The following is an 18,116-nucleotide window of genomic DNA, read 5'->3' on the forward strand; positions in this document are numbered from 1 at the left end:
TACGCAAGCTCCGCTGCAGCACCAACCGGATCACCGACATCGTGAAGGCCGTCGTCGTCCTTCACCACGCCTCAACCTGAGGTTGGAAAGGGCTCGATGTACACAACAGAGCTGACAGAAGCCCGCATCGAGGATGCGAGCAACACCTTGGTTGCGCCTTCGACGTTGCAAGACAATGACTTGGTCAGGGGATTTTTCGGGTCCACGATCACGCCAGAAGACCTTGCTTCCGGTTCGGCCAACCTCGCGCAGAAGAACGTCTACCTGTGTGGTGATGTATCCGGGATCAGTGGCGGACAGCTGCATGCGGCGGCCCGGGTGTTTGTTATCCGGGAGCTATCGCACGGTTACCACGAAGACGTCGAGAAACCTTGGACCCTTGTCGACCTCGGCCGAGTTCCCATCCGCGTACACGGCGCCGGCGTGTACTACCGCGGCTTTTTCGGCCTCGGCGTCGATCACTTCGGATGGATCAGTGCGGAGCACGAGTTCCAGTCCCTGACGGAGTCCACCAAGCCTGGAACAGCCCATCGCAGCGGAATCTATCTGACGCCCGTCACGCGAAACGGTGACGAACTGCATTTCCGCCTGCTCCGGTGCTCCACGAATCTTTCGGGGCCGACCGAGATCTTTCGCCCGACTGACACGCGCATCGTCGAGGCTCTGAACCGTGAGGCCGCCGCCGTCTTCCGGAACCAGGCACCGCTAAATCACGTCCTCGCTCAGATCTACCACAACACCCGTGCCACGGCCGAGCGCAAGCAGTCCAAAGCCAAGATATCGGCCCATGCCGACAAGACCAAGGACATGCCCGCCAATGGCATCATGGCCTTCTGCACCTTCTATGACCGGCTCGACGAGCTGCAGCCCCTGGCCGAAGACCCCTTCGACTACGGTGTGAAGGGTGCCAGCGGACTGACCAAACTCCACTTTCGCCTCAAGGAGCCGATCGAAGAACGCGACGGGGTGGCACTCCCCCCGCAGTTCACCCTGACTCTTTACCCCGGCTCCGTTTTCTTCATGCCACTGTCCATCAACCGCCTGTACACGCACGAAATCCGGCCCTCGACGTTGGACGCCGAGTTGCTCCCGACCCGCCTGGGATACGTGGTGCGCTGTTCGAGTGCCGAGGCCGTTCACAAGAACGGCCACACGTTCCTCAAAGTGGCCGGAGATTTGGTGAAGCTGGAGCCGCCCACACCGGCGGGCATGAATGAGCTGCGCAGGCTGTACGCCGAGGAGAACAGGACCTCGTCCTTCATTGATTACGGCGATGATTTTCTCTTCAGTATGAATACGGGAGACTATGTTGCCCCCCGAGTCTAGGATCTCGGATGAGATCATCTCGTTCGCTTTGCCGACCGATGAGAATTTCTTTGCGGAGCTGTCCGCTTCGGCTCGTTTGGAAGACGTAGGAAAGGGCCGGCGAGGCGCCGTGCTCACCAAGACCGATGAGGCTGATGGTGTGCCTCTCGTACGTACTACCACTGAATACAGGGGCCCCGCGCAGCGTTTCCAGGCGGTGCACGAACGGCTGGCGCAACAGATTCAAGAACGTGCGGCGCTTTCGGTCGGCTTCAACAACGCTCTCATCGAGAGCTACACGAACGTTTACAAAACCATGGGCAGCCATTCCGACCAAGCCCTAGATCTGGCCAACAGGTCGTTTATCGCCGTCTTCTCCTGCTACCAATATCCCGAAGCGGGCCCGCCGAGGAAGCTGATCTTTGAATCAAAGGGGTCCGGTGTCGACAAGTTCGAGATCCCTCTCGCCCACAACAGTGTCGTCGCGTTTTCTGTCGACTCGAATCGGCGACTCCGGCATAAAATCGTATTGGACGCGCCCATCCAGGCGGCGGACAACCAATGGTTGGGCGTAACGTTTCGAGCATCAAAGACCTTCGTTCGGTTTCGCGACGGACATGCATACCTTCCGCAGGGTGCGCGCCTCGTGTCGGCCGACGATGAGCAGAAGCGCGAGTTTTACCGACTACGGCGCCGTGAGAACAATGAAACGGACTTCGTCTACCCCCTGCTGACGTACACCATCAGTGAGAGCGATCTGATGCCGCCCGTCCGGCCTTGAGGCTTTTGAACAGGCCTCTGGATCCGTATGTATGTGCCGAGGGTGCTTGGATCGCCGGCGGCACGCCGGAATGTCCGGCCGGCTCTGCGCCGGCCCCAGGCCTCCGTCTGCGGCGGCGGGGCGCAGCCTCCGTATCGATCTGATGACATGCGGACACGAGGACGGCGGCGATGGCGTAGCGGGCGTCAGGCACGGCTCGGCCTCCTGCCGGTCGTGAAGTAGTGGGCCAGCAGCCCCGTGGTGAACAAGGCGAAGGCGACCAGGAGCATCTGACCGGGGAAGAGAAGCCGGGCGGCCACAGCGCTGAACAGGGCGAGCACGGGGGGCGGCAGGGCGGCCGCGCCCAGTGGCAGCACGCCGAGCCGCATCAGGCTTCGGCCCGAGAGGCGCGCTTCCGGCTCGGACTCGGGTATGGAGTCCGCGTCGTCAGCGGACTGCGGTGAGGCCATGAGGGCCTCCAGGGGCAGGTGCGGCGAGGCGGGCAGAGCGCACTGTACGGCGAGAACTCGACGCCTCTGCCGCCGACCCGTGCACAGGTGCGCGAATGCGCATACGGTGGAGGGAGGGTGGAGTGTAAGCGGCGCCACGGGCGCAGGAGCGGCCATGAGCGAGAACCGGAGCGAGCCCCCAGGCCGCCGTGGACGGCACGAGCACCACGCGCGGTATCACGGGCGGACCGGATTGCGGCACCGCCTCCATCACCTGATCGCGCCGCACGGGCATGCGGCAGCAGACAAGATCGACCCCGTCATGGAGACCTCGCGCGAGGGCATGCGCACGCTCTGGTTCTCCTTCGCGGTCCTCACCGTCACCGCGGCCCTCCAGCTCGCGGTCGTCGCGCTGTCCGGATCCGTCGCCCTCCTCGGCGACACCCTCCACAACGGAGCCGACGCGCTGACCGCCGTGCCCCTCGCGGTGGCGTTCCTGGTCGGCCGGCGGGGGCCCGACCGCCGCTACACGTACGGATACGGGCGGGCAGAGGACCTCGCCGGCATCGTCATCGTCGTGACGATCGCGGCGTCCGCGGCGTTCGTCGCCTACGAGGCGGTCGGCCGACTGCTCCAGCCCCGGGCGGTGAGCCACCTGGGGGCGGTGGCGGTCGCGGCCGTCATCGGCTTCATCGGGAACGAGTGGGTGGCGCGGTACCGCATCCGCACCGGTCGCCGGATCGGATCGGCCGCCCTCGTCGCCGACGGCCTGCACGCCCGTACGGACGGCTTCACCTCGCTCGCCGTCCTGCTCGGAGCGGGCGGATCGGCCCTCGGATGGCGCGCTGCGGACCCGGTGGTCGGTCTGCTGATCGCCGCCGTCATCGTGTTCGTCCTGCGGGACGCGTCCCGCGAGGTCTACCGACGGCTCATGGACGCCGTCGACCCGGTTCTCGTCGACCGTGCGGAAGCAGCCCTGCGTGCGGTCGACGGCGTCGAACATGTGGGGCGGGTACGCATGCGGTGGATCGGCCACACCCTGCGGGCCGAGACCGACATCGTGGTGGACCGAGGGCTCACGGTCGCCGAGGCCCACGCCATCGCGGTCGACGCGGAGCACACGCTCATGCACGCCGTACCCAGGCTCACCGCAGCGACGGTCCACACGGACCCGCATGCTGCCGGCGGTGGTACGGCCGACCCGCATGCTGTGCTGCGCCACCACGGCACCCGCCCGGTGCCCGCGCCCGGGTTCAGTCGTGCGGGGCCTCGCCGCTCACACGGTGGTCGGCGTGGCTGAGGGCTTCGGTGACGAGGCGGCGCAGGTGTCCGTCCCCGAGCCGGTAGAACACGTGCCGGCCCTCCCGTCGGGTCTCGACCAGCCCGGCCAGCCGCAGCTTCGCCAGGTGCTGGCTGACCGCGGTCCTTGAGGCTGAGCACTGCTCGGCGAGCGAGCCGACGTCCGCCTCGTCCTGCGCGAGCAGCCACAGCAGGTGCAGCCGTGTGGCATCGGAGAGCATGGCGAAGACCGAGGCGGCCTCGGTGAGGCGGGCGTCATCGGGGGCACGCAGGTGCGCACTGGTTGCAGCTGGGACTGGCTCGCTCACTCGCATGCGGACAGGGTATGCCGGGCGGGTCCGCCGCTCGCAGCGGCCACCGCAAAGATTTGGCCAACATGTGCGCAGATGCGCACATGACTGTATGGTGAAGAGGTCCGCCCCCCGCCCCGTGAAGGACGCCCGCATGCTTTCCGTGCTGCGCAACCGCACCTATCGCCACCTCTTCACCGCCCAGGTGATCGCCCTGGTCGGCACTGGGCTCGCCACCGTGGCCCTGGGCCTGCTCGCGTACGACATCTCGGGACCCCGCGCCGGATCCGTCCTGGGCACCGCGCTGGCGATCAAGATGGTGGCCTTCGTCGGCATAGCCCCGGCCATAGGAGCGATCGCGCACCGCATCCCGCGCCGGGCCCTACTGGTCGGCTCCGACCTGACCCGCGCCGCGGTCGCGCTCATGCTGCCGTTCGTCGACCAGGTCTGGCAGGTCTACGTCCTCATCTTCGCCCTCCAGGCCGCCTCCGCCGCCTTCACGCCGACCTTCCAGGCCGTCATCCCCGACGTGCTGCCCGAGGAACGCGACTACACGCAGGCGCTCTCGATGTCCCGGCTCGCGTACGACCTGGAGAGCCTGTTCAGCCCGGCGCTGGCCGCTGCGCTGCTCGGCTTCATGACCTACAACTGGCTCTTCCTCGGTACCGTGGGCGGCTTCCTCGCCTCCGCCGCGCTCGTCGTCTCGGCGGTCCTGCCCAAGCCCGCCCCGGCCCCGGAGCGCACGGCCGGTGTCTATGCGAAGGCCAGCGCGGGGAGCCGCCTGTTCTTCCGCGTGCCGCGCCTGCGCGCCCTGCTGTGCCTCAACCTGGCCGTGGCCGCGGCCAGCGCCCTGGTCACCGTCAACACCGTCGTCTACGTACGCGATCACCTCGACCGGTCCACCGGCGACGTGGCCTTCGCCCTCGGCGCGTACGGCGCCGGTTCCATGCTGGTCGCCCTCGTGCTCCCGCGCGTCCTCGACAGGGTCGCGGACCGCACCGTGATGCTGCGCGGCGGCCTGCTGCTGACCGTGGTGTTCGCAGCCGTCGGCGTGATCACCTCGGCCTCGGGCGGCAGCTGGCGCTGGCCGGCGCTCCTCGGCGCCTGGGCGGCGTTCGGCGCGGCCTGCTCCATGGTCCTCACACCGACGGGACGGCTCATCCGGCGCTCGGCCCCGCCCGAGGAACGCACGCCCGCCTTCGCCGCCCAATTCTCCCTCTCTCACGCCGCCTGGCTGCTGACGTATCCCCTCGCCGGGTGGGTGGGAGCGTCGGCCGGACTGCTCGCCGCCGTCGTCGCCCTCGGCCTGATCGGCCTGATCGCCGCCGTATCTGCGGTGTGGCTGTGGCCCGCCCGCGACGCGGCGGACACCCCCCCACGTCCACACCACACTGGAGCCCGGCCACCCTCACCTGCGGGATGCGGTCCAGGTCCAGGGCGGCTGGCGTCACTGCCACAGCCACGCGCCCGACGAACTGCACCTGGCCGGGGCGAGCGCGCCCCGTTGAACCACAGCAGCCGGACACGGCCGGGGCCTCGGGGGCGTCGTTGCCCTCGCGGCCCCGCGCATGTCGCGAAAGGCCCGCCGCGGGTTGCGGTGACCGGCAAGCACGGTGAGTCCGAGGCGATGCCGCGCAGGGTGCGGCACCTGTTCGTCAACCGGGCCAACCTGCGCGCCGCGCTGGTGAAGCTGGTGAACGCCACTTTCGCTGCCGCGACGAGATGTGGTGGGGTACCGGCACCGTCTGCGCTTCCGACAGTCGCAAGTTCGGCTCCTGGTCCTCGAACCTGATGACCGAGTGGCACCAGCGCTATCCAGTACACCGACACCCATGGCGCGTCCATCGTAGGCTTCGCTTTCGCCCACATGCTCGACTTCAAACTCATGCCGAGACTGAAGGACATCGGCTCCGCGCGGCTGTACCGGCCGACGGCCGGGGAGGACGACAACTGGCCGAACCTCGCACCGGTGCTGTCCACCAAGACGATCAACTGGGACCTGATCCGCCAGCAGTACGACCAGATCGTGAACACACCACCGCCCTGCGCCTGGGCACCGCCGAGGCCGAACAGGTCCTGCGCCGCTTCACCCGCGGCGGCCCGAATCACCCCACCTACCAGGCGAGAGGAATTCGGGCGGGCGGTGCGTACATCGTCGTGGCTCCGGCGCCATGCCGGCGGGACATCCCCTTCCTGGCGTGCGGGCGATGTGCGTGCGGCATAGACTTTTGACCACAAGAGCCAGTCTTCAAGAGCCAGTTTTTCAGGTCAGTGCACAGGCACCGGTCTCCTTAGCGGTGATCAATTCTTTCCGTGGAGGCCCGACGAGCGTGGTGCACTCCCGCGTACTTCGCAGGGGCGGCCGAATTCTCTTCTCTCAAGACCTGTTGCGCGTTTTGCGTACCAAAGTGGCACTGGCTTCAAGGCCCGGAGTCCGCAGCCCCTGTGGAGGTAGGGATGAGAGTTGTCGTTGATCTTTCCCGATGTCAGGGATATGCGCAGTGCGCGTTCCTGGCCCCGGACGCATTCCGGATGCACGGCGAGGAAGCCCTGATGTACGACCCGAACCCGGATGACGTCCGCCGCGACCAGGTGCTGCGCGCCGCGGCCGCCTGCCCGCTTCAGGCGATTCTGGTCGACCAGTTGGAGGGGAGGGACACACCGGCGGAGGCGTCGCTGTCATGAACAGCACCGATACCCTGCGTATGACCAGCGCCGACTCCCTGCAGGCGTTCAAGCGTGATGGCCGCATCGTGGTCGTCGGGGCGTCACTGGCGGGGCTGCGTGCGGCGGAGGCTCTGCGCGACGAAGGCTTCACCGGATCGCTGACCATGATCGGTGACGAGTTGGGTGAGCCCTACGACCGGCCTCCTCTGTCGAAGCAGGTGCTGACCGGGTGGGTGCCGGCCGGGGATACCACGCTGCCGCGGCGCCGTGACATCGACGCGGAGTGGCTGCTGGGCGTACCCGCCAGCGGGCTGGACCTGGCGACCAACCACGTCCGTCTGGCCGACGGAAGCGAGGTTCCCTTCGACCGAGTGCTGATCTCCACCGGGGTGCGTGCCCGGCCTTGGTTCGTCGAGAGCGAGGCGGCTCTGGACGGAGTGTTCGTCGTACGTACACGTGAGCACGCCGAGGGCCTGCAGCGGGCCCTTGCCGCCGGGCCCTCCCGCGTCCTGGTCATCGGAGCGGGATTCACCGGCTCCGAGATCGCCTCCATCTGCCGCGAGCGAGACATCCCGGTGACCGTCGCCGAACTCGCGCCGGCCCCGCTGGTCGGAGCGCTCGGCGCCATGATCGGTGAGGTCGCGGCCGACATGCAGCGCGCCCACGGTGTCGACCTGCGCTGCGGTGTCAAAGTCACCCAGCTGGAGGGCGACGCACAGGGGCGATTCTGCCGTGCCCACTTCGACGACGGCAGCACGGTCGACGCCGACGTGGCGGTGGTGGCCCTCGGGGGCATCCGCAACACCGAGTGGCTGCGGGACTCTGGACTGGCGGCCGGTGTCTGGGGGATCGCCTGCGACACGGGCTGCCGCGCACTGGACATCAACGGCCTGGTCACCGACGACATCTTCGTCGCGGGAGACGTGGCACGCTGCCCGAACCCGATCTACGAGTACCGGCTCATCTCGCTGGAGCACTGGGCCAACGCCGTGGAACAGGCCGAAGTCGCGGCCCACAACATGGTCAGCGCCCAGGCGGACCGCTGGCCCCACCTTTCCATCCCGGTGTTCTGGTCGATCCAGTTCGGCGTCAACATCAAGTCCGTCGGTGTGCCGACCTTCGCCGACGAGGTCGTCGTTACCCAGGGCTCTGTGTCCGATCACCGATTCGTCGCCGCATACGGCTACAAGGGCCGCGTCACCGCGGCGGTCAGCTTCAACAACGCCAAGTGGCTGGACCACTACCGGAAGCTGGTCGAAACGGCCGCGCCCTTCCCGCCACCGAACCCCACGCCCGACCAGCCCGCCGACATGAAGCCGGTACCCGTCGACTTCCCCGGCCCCACCCTGCTCGCCCAGGGCGCCACCGTGGTCGTCACCGGCCATGACCCGGGCGAGCGGCGCGTCACGGCCGTGCAGCAGCACCACCGGTAGGAGGGAGACCGTGATGACCACGACCGAGACGCCCGACACGCTGCAACGGATCCTCGACTACTCCTCCCGGGCCGACCCGTACCCGCTGTACGCGGAGCTACGCAGGACGCCGGTGGCCAGGCAGGAGGACGGCAGCTACGTCATCAGCACCTACCGCGAGCTCATGGACATCTTGCACAACCCGCACCTGAGCTCCGACGTCCGCAACCTGTCGCGTCCGATGGCCGCGGCCGAGGGACGTGCCACCCCGTCGTTCATCAATCTCGACCCGCCCGAGCACGACCGCCTGCGGCGCATGACGATGCGCCACTTCGGCCCCCCGCACACCCCGGGGCTGGTGACCAGCCTGGAAGGCGACCTGACCGCCACCGTCAGCGGCCTCATCGACGGCTTCGCGGGCAAAGAGGAGGTCGACATCGTCGACGACTTCGCCTACCCGTTCCCCGTCACCGTGATCTGCCACCTGCTCGGCGTGCCACGCGAGGACGAACCCCAGTTCCACGTATGGGTGAACGCCATCATCGACTCGATCGACTACGACCCCAAGACCGACCCGAAGGAGAAACTCGACAAAGGCACGCAGGCCAGCAAAGACCTGAACCAGTACCTCGGCGGGCTGCTGGAACAACGCCATGGCCGGGCAGGCGATGACCTGCTGTCACGGCTGGCCAACGATGATGGGCCCGACGGGCGGATGACCGACGCAGAAATCGTCAGCACCGCCCACACGCTCCTGATCGCCGGCCACGAGACCACCGTAAACCTCATCACCAACGGCATGCTGACCCTGCTCCGTCACCCGCAGGTTCTGCAACGACTGCGCAACGAGCCGGGCTTGGTCGTGCCGCTGGTCGAGGAACTGCTGCGCTACGAGCCCCCCGTGCACATCATTCCCTGGCGCGCGGCGTACAGCGACATCACCGTCGCCGACACCACCATCCCCAAGGGCTCGCAGATCATGCTCATGCTGGCCTCGGGCAGTCGCGATCCGAACCGCTTCCACGATCCCGACCGCTTCGCCCCCGACCGGCGAGACAACCAGCACCTCGGCTTCGGCAGCGGCATCCACCTGTGCTTCGGCGGACCGCTGGCCCGGCGGGAAACCCAGATCGCCCTGACCCAGCTCGTCCACCGACTCGACCGGCCCAGGCTCGTCGCCGACCCACCGCCGTACCGACGCAGCCCCATTCTTCGCGGCCCGATCCACCTCCCCGTCGAGCAGAGCGACGGCCCACACCCACACGGCAGCCAAGGGCACTAGCGGGAGGACAGCCGAAGTACCGGCGGAAACATGCCGGACGCCCCGGACTTGGGGTGCCAGTAGCCGTAACCGGAGGGTGTCATGCCCGGCGACGTGCGCCGGGGTCGCGCTCAGCAACGCGTCGGGCGACGGCGTCGACGCCGGGACGGGCGTACCGCTCCAGGGATCGGACGGAGGCGTGGCGAGAGCGGGCCAGCAGCATCGGGGTGGAGGTGGCGTTCTCGGCGTCGTGGGTCAGGGCGCTGTGGCGGAGCCGGTGCAGGGTCCAGCCGTCCAGGTCCTCGATGTCCTCGGGCGAGGCGATTGGGTTGGCCACCAGCCGGGTGTTCTCCTCGAAGATCTCCTCGGCCCGCCGGTAGGAGAGCCGGGCGCGGCCGGTCTCCTCGCACACGTCCAGCGTCGCCGTCCCGGCCGTTGCCCTGGGACTCGGCCCCCTGGCCGCCGAACCCGCCCGCCGCAGCACCGCCTACGCCCTGCTCGCCGGCCTGGTGGCCCTGGTCATCGACGTCTACCTGTACTGACGGCCGGACGCCGTTCCTGCGCACGCCCCTTGGCCGGCCGCTGGGCCTGTGCATCAGGCACGGCACGGTACCGGGGCGCCGCGCGCGCCAGGGTAAGGCCGAGCCGGCTGCTCATGTCGAGCTCGAAACCTGCTCGGCCTCCGCCGTCCCGAGGCGGAGCGCGGTGGTGGACTCGACACGGTCCCGGGACGGTTCACCGGGCGCAGCTCCACGGCCCGCCACCCGGCAACCCGGGCCTGGTCCTCCTCCCGCGCACTCGGAACCCGTACGCCTGCCCTGGCCGCTCAACCGGCCAGCGTCACCTCCCGTACCGGCGGACGCAGGTATCCACCGCGCTCCAGAGCGGCCACCGCCGTGGCGCACAGCAGGCCGGTCGCGGCCAGCACCGCCCACGGCAGCCAAGCCACGCCTGTATCGAACAGCATGCCCACCCCCAGGTTCCCCGCCGCGATCGCGATCCCGGACGCTGTGTTGTAGGCGCCGTAGTAGGTGGCCACGAGCCGCTCCCCGGACAGCCGGACCACGGTGTCCATCTCGAAGGGGTAGAGCAGCGCCCCGCCCCATGCCAGCAGCGCCGCGCACAGCACCAGCCCCGCCACCCCGACGACCAAGCCCTGGGCGCCGTCACCGTACGGGCCGGGCATCAGCGGCAGGAACGCCGCGCCCATCACGGCCAGCCCCCAGGCGATCGCCGCGGGCCCGGACAGCGTCCGCTCGGCCCACGCGGTCAGCTTCAGCTGCCCCGACAGGGCCGCGAGCGCCGAGACCGCGAACACCGCGCCCGTCACCACGCCGGTCCGTTCGCCGAACAGCTCCCGGGCCCGCAGCGGCAGCGCCAGGTACACCTGGAAAGCCAGCACATAGGAGCCGGACATGGCGACGGCGAACAGCAGGAACGGCCGGTTCGCCGCGATGGACCGCCAGTCGCGCAGCACCGCCCGCCAGGCGGGCTCGGCACTGCGATCGGCCGGGGGCCGGGCGGGCAGTGCCCGGGCCTGGAGCAGGGCCAGGGCCCCGAAGATCCCGGCCGCGACCATGCACACCAGCCGGAAGTCCCACGCCAGCAGTGCCAGTCCGGCCAGGGGACCGACCAGGATGCCCGCCTGGTAGAAGACGTTGAAGGCGGCGAACGCCTCCACCCGCCGCTCCGGCCCGGTCTCGGCCGCCAGATACGCACGCACCGCAGGGTTGAACAGTGCCCCCGCGAGCCCCGTGAAAGCCGAGGCGACGATCAGCGCCGGGAGCGACTGCACGACGCCGAGCAGGGTGAAGGCGACCGTCCGCAGGGCGCACCCGGCCAGGATCATCGGCTTGCAGCCGTATCGGTCGGCCAGTGTTCCGCCGACCAGGAACATGCCCTGCTGGGACAGGTTTCGTACGCCCAGGACGAGCCCGACCGCCCAGGTGGCCAGCCCGAGTCCGTGGGCGAGGTGATCCGCGAGGTAGGGCATCAGCATGTAGAAGCCCAGGTTGATGGCGAACTGGTTGACCATCAGCAGCCGCACGCTCGCGTCGAAGGACCGCACCTGCGCCCGCAGCCCCCTCATCGCCGGACCGCCGTCCGCAGCGCGGGCCGGCGCGGCTCCCGTCCGAGCGGGTCGCGCACCTGGCTGCACCGGGTCCACCCGGTCACCGCGCACTCGTCCGGCGCCGCGATCTCGTCCGGCTCCTCGGGCGGTTCCACCCCGAGAATGCCCCGCTCGGCGCACCAGGCGTCGTTGTAGACGGTCTCCAGGTACCGGTACGGGCCGTCCGGGAAGACGGTGGCGATCCGCGTCCCCGGCGGCATCGTCCGCGCCGCCCACCCCGCGACGAGCGCCACCGCGCCCACGCTCCAGCCCCCGGACGCGTAGTGCCGGCGGGCCAGCCGCCGGCAGGCCCACACCGCTTCCCCGGGCGCCACCCAGTGCACCTCGGAGAAGGCGTCGTAGTCCACATTCGCGGGATGGATGCTGGAGCCGAGTCCGCGCATCAGCCGCGGGCCGACGGGCTGGCCGAAGATCGCCGAGTTGATCGAGTCCACCCCGATCACCCGCAGCCCGGGGGAGTGCTCGCGCAGGCCGGCTGCGATCCCGGCGGAGTGCCCGCCGGTCCCCACCGCCGCGACCAGGACGTCGACCCGGCCCAGCTGGGCGATCAGCTCACCAGCCAGCGGCCGGTACGCACCCACGTTGTCGGGATTGGTGTACTGGTCCGGGCAGTACGCGCCCGGCGCCGCCGTCAGCAGGTCGGCGACCCGCGCCCGCCGCGCCTCCTGCCAGCCGCCCGTGGGGTGAGGGGACTCGACCTGGTCGACGAAGGCGCCGAGCGCGGTGAGAAGGCGTACGACCGAGGGCTCCATGCCCGGGTCGGACACGACGGTGACCGGATGCCCGAACGTCAGGCCGGCGAGGGTCAGCCCCAGGCCAAGGGTCCCGGACGAGGACTCGATCACGGGCGCGCCGGGCAGCAGCTCCCCGCGCAGCCGTGCCTGGCGGATCATGTGCAGGCCCGGCCGGTCCTTGATGCCGCCGGGGTTGCAGCCCTCCAGCTTGGCGAAGAAGCCGCGGCCGGGCGGGGCGAAGGGCTGGTCGATCCACAGGACCGGGGTGCTGCCCACCAGCTGGGCGGGCCGCCGGGCGACCACGGGTACGGGTGCGTGAGAGAGGGGAGACAGGGGACCGAAGTCGTCGAGCAGGGAGAGGTGGTTCATCGCGTACGGCTCCTACGCGCCTCCACGGGGACGCGGAAGGCACGGGATAGGCAGTTCTGAGGGCGCGCGGGCACGCTCGACACCGCTCTCGGGTCTTCACCAGAGGGGGACGACGGCGTGCGGGGGCGCTCCTACTGCCGGCAGACGCAATTCAGCGCGAGCGGAGCCGGATGGCCTGGTGGCCCGGCCGGCTCTGCCGTGTGCGGGAAGGAACCGTGCACCACAGGTACGTGACCGGTGGCGAGTGCGTCCGAGACCACCAGCATCGTCGCGACGGGTTCCCCGCTCGAACGGGGCCGGTCGACGGAGTGGTCGAAGTGGTCGGTCAGGCCGTGCTGATGGGTGGGCTCCGGCGTGGCAACGTGGAGTGGGGGCCCCGGAGTCACCTGGTGCTCCGCGCAGGAGATTGACATCGCAGTGTGCGGACCGGTGAACGCAGCGCTGTGCGTGGCCCCGGCCAAATGCGCGGCCACGAGCAGGACGAGCCCCGGAAGGAGAAGCACGCGACAGCGTCGCAATGCCTCCACCGCAGCCGCCCAGCAGTCGCTCACGCACTCAGTGTAATCACGCCAATGCGTACCGTGATAATCGACCGGGCGGGGATGCCCCCATCTGTGGAGGTTCGGCACGGCTGGCGGGCGGCAATCGAGGACGCCGCCCGGTGGGGCGCGGTCGTCCGGAAGCGGGGATGGCGAGGCCGGCAGATGATGGCCACGGCTCAGCTCGGCCTGGACCACACGATGACCGCGATGCGGGCAGCCGGCACGCACCTGGCGGCCGTCACCGGGAACAAGGGCACGGTGATCGGCTTCGTCACCATGGAAGACCTGCTGGAGGAGCCGGGTGGGCGCGGCCGCCCACGACGGCGACGCCTGATCCACAGCGGCCGATGGCCAGCGCCGTCCCCCACGGTGTCGGCCATCGGCTTTCTCGTGCCGCATACGACGATCAGCGGCGAGCGCGCGGGAAGCTCACGTTCTGGAGCGTGAACTGGTTCTTCGTGTCGGTCAGGTTCTTGTCCAGGTACGGCGAGTAGGTCTGGACACTGACCGTCTTCGCCGTCGGGTTGAACTCGAGGATCCGGAAGTAGCTGTTCGGGTCGAGCGTGCTGACGTTCTGGTAGTCGGCCTGGATCTGGTTGACCGTGTTGCCGTTCACGCCTTTCTCCACGATCAGCCCTTGGTTGACGTAGTGCCCGGAGAACACCATCGAGACGTTGGGGTGCCGGCTGACCGTCCTGTTCCAGAGCTTCTGGCCGACGGCGTCCTTCGTCGTGCCGTTCTGGTAGGCGTGCGTCACGATCAGGACCTGGCGGTCCGGGTGGTCGGTGATCACCTTGTTGCCCCAGGCGATCTCGTCGTCGGTGGGGGCGTACTTCAGCGCGAGGATGAGCCAGTCCGTGCCTCCGGCTGAGAACATGTGGAAGCTGTTGTCGTTCTGTCCGGCCGGATATGTGCCGCCGAACGACGGCAGGTTCGAGAAGCCGCTGCGCGGGAAGTTGCGGTTGAACGCCACCGCGTCGCGCACCACGGCCGGGTTCTGGCCCTTGGGCATCGCGTCCATGTCGTGATTGCCCACACCGAGGATGTACGGGGTGACGCCGCCCAGCTGCCCCAGCGCGCCGGTGGCGTTGGTCCACTGGTAGGACTGGTCGGAGTCGTCGACGATGTCGCCCTCGTGGATCGCGTACTTGATGTTGCGGGCGACCGTGTTGTCCTTGATCCACTTGCTTTGGGCGTTGAACGCCTGGGGGAAGCTCTCCGCCGAGTACTGGGTATCGGGGAACACCACGATGCTGAAGTTCTCCAACGCCGTTGCCTGAGGCGCGGAATGACCAGCGGCCGTTGCCGGGAGCGCGACGAGGCTGACCGATAAGGCAGCCGCGACCACGCCGAGTACCCGTGCCCTGAAACGCGTCATCACCATCTCCGTAGACGTCGAACGGGCGGTCGTCTCCACGGTGGCAACCAGGTGCAGCCGCCTGGTGTCGAGAGGGAAGTCGGGGATGAACGGCGTACGGCGAGTCGGAGCCCGCGTGGCGAAGGGAGTCGTTCATTGTCTGCCTGGGGCCTCGGTCACCCTGGTGTGGCCGACGGAGGACGAAGCGATCTCCGTTCGGGCAACAGGGCTCGATGGGTAGATCCGCCCGGGCATTGGCGTGTTGGGCGGTCACCGATAGGAGCAGCGGCTGCCTGTCGCGTCAGTGGGGGCGTCCTGTGTCGCGTGGGGCGGTGGTGCTCAGGAAGTGGTCGGCGTCCTCGGGCTGGGCGAGTCGGCCGAGTTCGAGCCACGAGCCATCGGCGAAGTGCAATCGAAGGGCCGGAGCGGCTGGAGGAGACGTCCTTGCGGTCGAGGGCGTGCTGATCGCGCAGCCGTACGTGCCCAACGCGGCTACGGACCTCAAGGTGTACGCGGTCGGCGGGGAGCGGTTCGCGACCGAGCGGTGTTCCCCGTTGCATCCGGACCCGTCGGTCCGTGAACGTCGAGTGACGCTGTCGGCCGCAGTCGCGGAGATCGCCGCCCGGGCCGGTGCGGTGTACGGGCTGGACTTGTACGGGGTGGACGTGCTGCTCGGCCCGGACGGCCCGGTGGTCGTCGACGTGAACGACTTCCCGAGCTTCCGTCAGGTGCCCCACGCGGCGGCTCGGGTAGCCCGAGCGGTCCTCGGGCTTGCCCGCGCGGGCACCTCTTCGGCTGCGCCGTCACCCAGGCTCACCCCCCACCCGGTGCCGCTCCCCGGATCGACGTCGGCCGTAGCAGGGGAGGGGCACACTGCGTGAGGGGTCCGGGGCCGGTGCCGAAGCCCGGAGCGGCCGACAGCGCGGTAGGACAAAGTCGGAGACGCCCCAATGCGCCAACACAATGAACGGGTCACAGACGAGAGTGACAGCGGGCGGGGCAGCAGCGACATCCCCCTCATCGCGATCCCGCTCGGGCTGCTGGCGGGAGTCGTGGTGGGCATGCTCCTCGACCACCTGGTGCTGGGGGTCGCCATCGGGCTGTGTGCCGGCGGTGCAGTCAGCGCCTTCGGCCCCGCACGGTGTGCCCAGGACAGAACCGAGGACGGGGACTGACGCTCATGCTCCGGGCCGCGGTCGGGATCACCACGCGTACGCGAGCGCCGCGCACGCTGCGACGACCGCCCCGGAGACCGTCATCGCGATGACCAGCCCGCGGGTGCTCTTGGGCAGTCGCTCGGGCAGACTCACCTCTTGCGGGCGCTTGGGGTGGTAGATCACATCGAGCGTTCCTCCGACCTCGACCGGAGGAAAGGCGAACGGGCCCACGGTGTACTGCCTGGCCGGGCCGCCAAAAGGGGTGTACTCCAGCAATAGCATCGAGCCCTGTGCGACCTGTCCGACGTTCACGCAGGCGGCCGAGGTGCGAACACCGCGCCTCAGCAGGGGACTTGAGTGCAGATACGCGCCCCCTGAGATGCCGAGGACCAGCAGCCCGGCAAGCAGAGACAGCACGATCATCGTCACCGCAGAAGACGCCCCCCGACGGTCCGAAAGCCTCGATCACGACTCACCGCCGCAGACCGCACAAGGTCGAGCTCGCCGACCGTGAGTTCCCGTGCGGGATGACCGAGGCCCCGGCGCCCCTGGACGGGGGAGCCGGGGCCGTCGCGGAGATGCGTGGACGTGCTGGCAGGCGAATCAGCCGAGGGCGGGTGCCTTCTGCTGCGTGGCCGCACCGGAGCCGATCGGACTCGGGCTGAGGAGGCGCTGGGCCAGGACGCCGAAGACGATCGCGAAGACCGTCCACATGACGAGCTGGACGGCCAGCGAAGCCATCCTGAACTCCCACAACAAGGCCGCCGGGAAACTGGCCTTGACGGAGTCTTCGTTCGACGGCAGGAACACGAAGGCGACGGCCATGACCGCCACGAAGCCGCCGCCCGCGGTCAGCGTGGCGTTCCAGTTGCCCAGGCGCGGTGCCAGTCGTCGCCCGAGGATGATCGTGCCGACGCCGAGCAGCACGCTGAGCAGGATCATCAGGAAGAACAGCGTGGTGCGCTGCCCGATGGTGTCGGGGTTGCCGACCGCCGGCGGGGTGGCCGGGTACTTGAGGAACGGCACCAGGTAGACGAGGGTGAACGCGCCCGCCCCGGTAAGTGCGGCCGTCGCACGCGGGCTGAACTCGCCCACGCGGCCCAGAGCGAAGGAGAAGGCCAGGGCGGCGATGCCGCCGAGCGCCACGCCGTAGACCAGAACGCCGGTGGCAAGACCGACGGTCGACTGGACGGGACGGCTGACGAGTTCTTCCTCCTCGTCGGCCGCTTCGGCGGGTGCGGCGGCGCCGTGTCCGGCATGCGGGTTCTGGACCGCCGGAGCCGCTGCGTCCTGTGCGGCCTGGGCCTCCTCCACCGCGATGGAGTCCCTCACGGAGGGCTCACCCACGACGTAGGCGACGGCGAATGCGAACAGCCCGGCTATCAGGCCCGCGAGCATGCCGCGGACCAGTAGACCTCTGACAGTCGAGGCGTACATCTGCGTGGCCTCTCAGTGGCAGGGGAAGCCGAGCAGGTGACGCCCGTCGTGGACCCACTCGTGCACACCGGCGCCGGAGAAGACGGCCGTGGCGCCCTGCTCGGCACCGACGAAGTAGAGGGCGATGAGCATCAGGAGGCCGGCGAAGACGGCCCAGGGGAGTACCGCGCGCACGGGCAGCGGAGCCGACAGGGAGCCGACGGTGGTGGGGATGGCAGCGGAAGCGACAGCCTCGGCCATGATGGAACCTCCTCGGGGAACGCGCGTCCCATACGGTGGTGCAGGACGACGGTCCTCGGGTCTGACTCGCCGCGCAGCCACCCCTTGGGGCACCAGCGCAGCACACAGTGGCGCGACCATGCCGGATTCACACCGGACTTCCGTCTCGCCGTCGTCGCTCTATGAATATGTCGACGTGACGCTACCCTGCGCCGAGCCTCCGGCCAAGAGCGTGAGGCTCTGATCGCAGCCTGCAACCCCTGTGACGTGGGACGTTGTGCCTTGGATGTGTGTCTCAGGCCGTCGGGGCCAGCCTGAGTCGACTCCCTGCTTCACATGCGAAGGGGGCCGCCGCCACGGAGGGGCGTGTTGCCATTCCCGATCTCTTGCCCAGGCGGTGGTCAAGACAGGCAGGAGCGGCGGACTGGGCTGTGCCTTGCACCTCTTGCCGATGACCCGCCACGTGGAGTGTGTCGCGGTCCCCGAGTCAGGCTGTAAACCTCCACACGTACCAGCCGGAATTCGGCCTGGGAGAGCGAACCGTACGTCTCTCGAAAATGGATTCCGAAGGCGCCCAGGCAAGGCAGTTTGTCGAGTCCGGGCCGCGGTCCTTGAGGGACAACCCGGCCGATGCCTAAGGGTTGTCCCGTAACTGCTGGTCACGGGTGAGATGATCTTGGTGTGGCTAGTGTGATTACGGCGTCTGAGCCGTCCTGGATAGCCCCGT

Annotated in this window: 18 protein-coding genes and 3 pseudogenes; 12 read left to right on the forward strand and 9 right to left on the reverse strand. The window is 68.9% G+C overall.

The window, feature by feature from the left end:
- Positions 1-96 precede the first annotated feature (96 nt).
- A complete protein-coding gene (locus tag ABTY04_RS38175; RefSeq protein WP_352218036.1) occupies positions 97-1,326 on the forward strand; it encodes a hypothetical protein in 1,230 nt (409 codons plus the stop codon).
- A complete protein-coding gene (locus ABTY04_RS38180) occupies positions 1,310-2,086 on the forward strand; it encodes a hypothetical protein (protein ID WP_352218048.1) in 777 nt (258 codons plus the stop codon). Before ABTY04_RS38175 ends, ABTY04_RS38180 begins: the two co-directional genes overlap by 17 nt.
- 185 nt (positions 2,087-2,271) lie before the next feature.
- Here the strand turns inward: ABTY04_RS38180 and ABTY04_RS38185 are convergent, their stop codons facing one another.
- Entirely contained in the window at positions 2,272-2,535 is a 264-nt protein-coding gene (locus ABTY04_RS38185) for a hypothetical protein (protein WP_352218037.1), read from the reverse strand.
- Positions 2,536-2,689: 154 nt separating this feature from the next.
- Between ABTY04_RS38185 and ABTY04_RS38190 the strand changes: the two genes are divergently transcribed.
- The gene (locus ABTY04_RS38190; RefSeq protein ID WP_502996810.1) at positions 2,690-3,814 is read left to right on the forward strand and encodes a cation diffusion facilitator family transporter; all 1,125 of its coding nucleotides are present in this window, start codon (positions 2,690-2,692) and stop codon (positions 3,812-3,814) included.
- Here the strand turns inward: ABTY04_RS38190 and ABTY04_RS38195 are convergent.
- Positions 3,768-4,127 (reverse strand): ArsR/SmtB family transcription factor, encoded by a 360-nt coding sequence (locus ABTY04_RS38195; protein ID WP_352218038.1) that lies wholly within the window; start codon positions 4,125-4,127, stop codon positions 3,768-3,770. The two genes, ABTY04_RS38190 and ABTY04_RS38195, sit on opposite strands and share 47 nt — an antisense overlap.
- 130 nt (positions 4,128-4,257) lie before the next feature.
- Here ABTY04_RS38195 and ABTY04_RS38200 point away from each other — a divergent pair.
- The 6 genes and pseudogenes from ABTY04_RS38200 to ABTY04_RS38220 all read left to right on the forward strand — a co-directional run.
- A pseudogene (locus ABTY04_RS38200) lies at positions 4,258-5,454 on the forward strand (MFS transporter); the annotation flags it as partial.
- Positions 5,455-5,825: 371 nt separating this feature from the next.
- A pseudogene (locus ABTY04_RS41370) lies at positions 5,826-5,873 on the forward strand (hypothetical protein); the annotation flags it as partial.
- Positions 5,874-5,916: 43 nt separating this feature from the next.
- Entirely contained in the window at positions 5,917-6,327 is a 411-nt protein-coding gene (locus tag ABTY04_RS38205; protein WP_352218050.1) for a Tn3 family transposase, read from the forward strand.
- A gap of 233 nt (positions 6,328-6,560) precedes the next feature.
- Entirely contained in the window at positions 6,561-6,788 is a 228-nt protein-coding gene (locus ABTY04_RS38210) for a ferredoxin (RefSeq protein WP_352218039.1), read from the forward strand.
- Between the two features lie 20 nt (positions 6,789-6,808).
- Positions 6,809-8,203 carry an NAD(P)/FAD-dependent oxidoreductase gene (locus ABTY04_RS38215; RefSeq protein WP_352218051.1) on the forward strand — a complete coding sequence of 465 codons (1,395 nt, stop codon included), beginning with the start codon at positions 6,809-6,811 and terminating at the stop codon, positions 8,201-8,203.
- Between the two features lie 13 nt (positions 8,204-8,216).
- Positions 8,217-9,464, forward strand: a complete 1,248-nt coding sequence (locus ABTY04_RS38220) for a cytochrome P450 (protein ID WP_352218040.1) — start codon at positions 8,217-8,219, stop codon at positions 9,462-9,464.
- A gap of 79 nt (positions 9,465-9,543) precedes the next feature.
- Here the strand turns inward: ABTY04_RS38220 and ABTY04_RS38225 are convergent, their stop codons facing one another.
- The 3 genes from ABTY04_RS38225 to ABTY04_RS38235 form a co-directional block, all read right to left on the reverse strand.
- Positions 9,544-9,855 carry a site-specific integrase gene (locus ABTY04_RS38225; protein ID WP_352218041.1) on the reverse strand — a complete coding sequence of 104 codons (312 nt, stop codon included), beginning with the start codon at positions 9,853-9,855 and terminating at the stop codon, positions 9,544-9,546.
- Between the two features lie 414 nt (positions 9,856-10,269).
- Entirely contained in the window at positions 10,270-11,532 is a 1,263-nt protein-coding gene (locus ABTY04_RS38230) for an MDR family MFS transporter (RefSeq protein ID WP_352218042.1), read from the reverse strand.
- Positions 11,529-12,677 (reverse strand): PLP-dependent cysteine synthase family protein, encoded by a 1,149-nt coding sequence (locus tag ABTY04_RS38235; RefSeq protein ID WP_352218043.1) that lies wholly within the window; start codon positions 12,675-12,677, stop codon positions 11,529-11,531. Before ABTY04_RS38235 ends, ABTY04_RS38230 begins: the two co-directional genes overlap by 4 nt.
- Before the next feature lie 740 nt (positions 12,678-13,417).
- On the opposite strand from ABTY04_RS38235, the gene ABTY04_RS38240 reads away from it, so the two are divergent.
- Positions 13,418-13,666 (forward strand): CBS domain-containing protein, encoded by a 249-nt coding sequence (locus tag ABTY04_RS38240; RefSeq protein WP_352218053.1) that lies wholly within the window; start codon positions 13,418-13,420, stop codon positions 13,664-13,666.
- Here ABTY04_RS38240 and ABTY04_RS38245 read toward each other — a convergent pair.
- A complete protein-coding gene (locus tag ABTY04_RS38245) occupies positions 13,626-14,597 on the reverse strand; it encodes a metallophosphoesterase (RefSeq protein WP_352218044.1) in 972 nt (323 codons plus the stop codon). The two genes, ABTY04_RS38240 and ABTY04_RS38245, sit on opposite strands and share 41 nt — an antisense overlap.
- Before the next feature lie 422 nt (positions 14,598-15,019).
- Here ABTY04_RS38245 and ABTY04_RS38250 point away from each other — a divergent pair.
- A pseudogene (locus tag ABTY04_RS38250) lies at positions 15,020-15,457 on the forward strand (hypothetical protein); the annotation flags it as partial.
- A 69-nt stretch (positions 15,458-15,526) separates the two neighbouring features.
- On the forward strand, positions 15,527-15,751 hold the full coding sequence (locus ABTY04_RS38255; RefSeq protein WP_352218045.1) for a hypothetical protein: 225 nt from the start codon (positions 15,527-15,529) through the stop codon (positions 15,749-15,751).
- Between the two features lie 27 nt (positions 15,752-15,778).
- Here the strand turns inward: ABTY04_RS38255 and ABTY04_RS38260 are convergent, their stop codons facing one another.
- The 3 genes from ABTY04_RS38260 to ABTY04_RS38270 form a co-directional block, all read right to left on the reverse strand.
- Positions 15,779-16,162 (reverse strand): hypothetical protein, encoded by a 384-nt coding sequence (locus ABTY04_RS38260; RefSeq protein ID WP_502996811.1) that lies wholly within the window; start codon positions 16,160-16,162, stop codon positions 15,779-15,781.
- Between the two features lie 174 nt (positions 16,163-16,336).
- Entirely contained in the window at positions 16,337-17,170 is an 834-nt protein-coding gene (locus tag ABTY04_RS38265; protein ID WP_352218046.1) for a CbtA family protein, read from the reverse strand.
- Positions 17,171-17,182: 12 nt separating this feature from the next.
- Positions 17,183-17,410 (reverse strand): CbtB domain-containing protein, encoded by a 228-nt coding sequence (locus ABTY04_RS38270; protein ID WP_352218047.1) that lies wholly within the window; start codon positions 17,408-17,410, stop codon positions 17,183-17,185.
- Positions 17,411-18,116 lie beyond the last annotated feature (706 nt).

This window comes from Streptomyces sp. NPDC097981, from assembly GCF_040302565.1.
Lineage (GTDB): Bacteria > Actinomycetota > Actinomycetes > Streptomycetales > Streptomycetaceae > Streptomyces.

Bases quoted from the DNA above. Each gene is read 5' to 3' on its own strand.
- ABTY04_RS38175 (WP_352218036.1), top strand. From the start codon at position 97: ATGTACACAACAGAGCTGACAGAAGCCCGCATCGAGGATGCGAGCAAC.
- ABTY04_RS38185 (WP_352218037.1), bottom strand. From the start codon at position 2,535: ATGGCCTCACCGCAGTCCGCTGACGACGCGGACTCCATACCCGAGTCC.
- ABTY04_RS38190 (WP_502996810.1), top strand. From the start codon at position 2,690: ATGAGCGAGAACCGGAGCGAGCCCCCAGGCCGCCGTGGACGGCACGAG.
- ABTY04_RS38195 (WP_352218038.1), bottom strand. From the start codon at position 4,127: ATGCGAGTGAGCGAGCCAGTCCCAGCTGCAACCAGTGCGCACCTGCGT.
- ABTY04_RS38210 (WP_352218039.1), top strand. From the start codon at position 6,561: ATGAGAGTTGTCGTTGATCTTTCCCGATGTCAGGGATATGCGCAGTGC.
- ABTY04_RS38215 (WP_352218051.1), top strand. From the start codon at position 6,809: ATGACCAGCGCCGACTCCCTGCAGGCGTTCAAGCGTGATGGCCGCATC.
- ABTY04_RS38220 (WP_352218040.1), top strand. From the start codon at position 8,217: ATGACCACGACCGAGACGCCCGACACGCTGCAACGGATCCTCGACTAC.
- ABTY04_RS38230 (WP_352218042.1), bottom strand. From the start codon at position 11,532: ATGAGGGGGCTGCGGGCGCAGGTGCGGTCCTTCGACGCGAGCGTGCGG.
- ABTY04_RS38235 (WP_352218043.1), bottom strand. From the start codon at position 12,677: ATGAACCACCTCTCCCTGCTCGACGACTTCGGTCCCCTGTCTCCCCTC.
- ABTY04_RS38240 (WP_352218053.1), top strand. From the start codon at position 13,418: ATGACCGCGATGCGGGCAGCCGGCACGCACCTGGCGGCCGTCACCGGG.
- ABTY04_RS38245 (WP_352218044.1), bottom strand. From the start codon at position 14,597: ATGACGCGTTTCAGGGCACGGGTACTCGGCGTGGTCGCGGCTGCCTTA.
- ABTY04_RS38255 (WP_352218045.1), top strand. From the start codon at position 15,527: ATGCGCCAACACAATGAACGGGTCACAGACGAGAGTGACAGCGGGCGG.
- ABTY04_RS38265 (WP_352218046.1), bottom strand. From the start codon at position 17,170: ATGTACGCCTCGACTGTCAGAGGTCTACTGGTCCGCGGCATGCTCGCG.
- ABTY04_RS38270 (WP_352218047.1), bottom strand. From the start codon at position 17,410: ATGGCCGAGGCTGTCGCTTCCGCTGCCATCCCCACCACCGTCGGCTCC.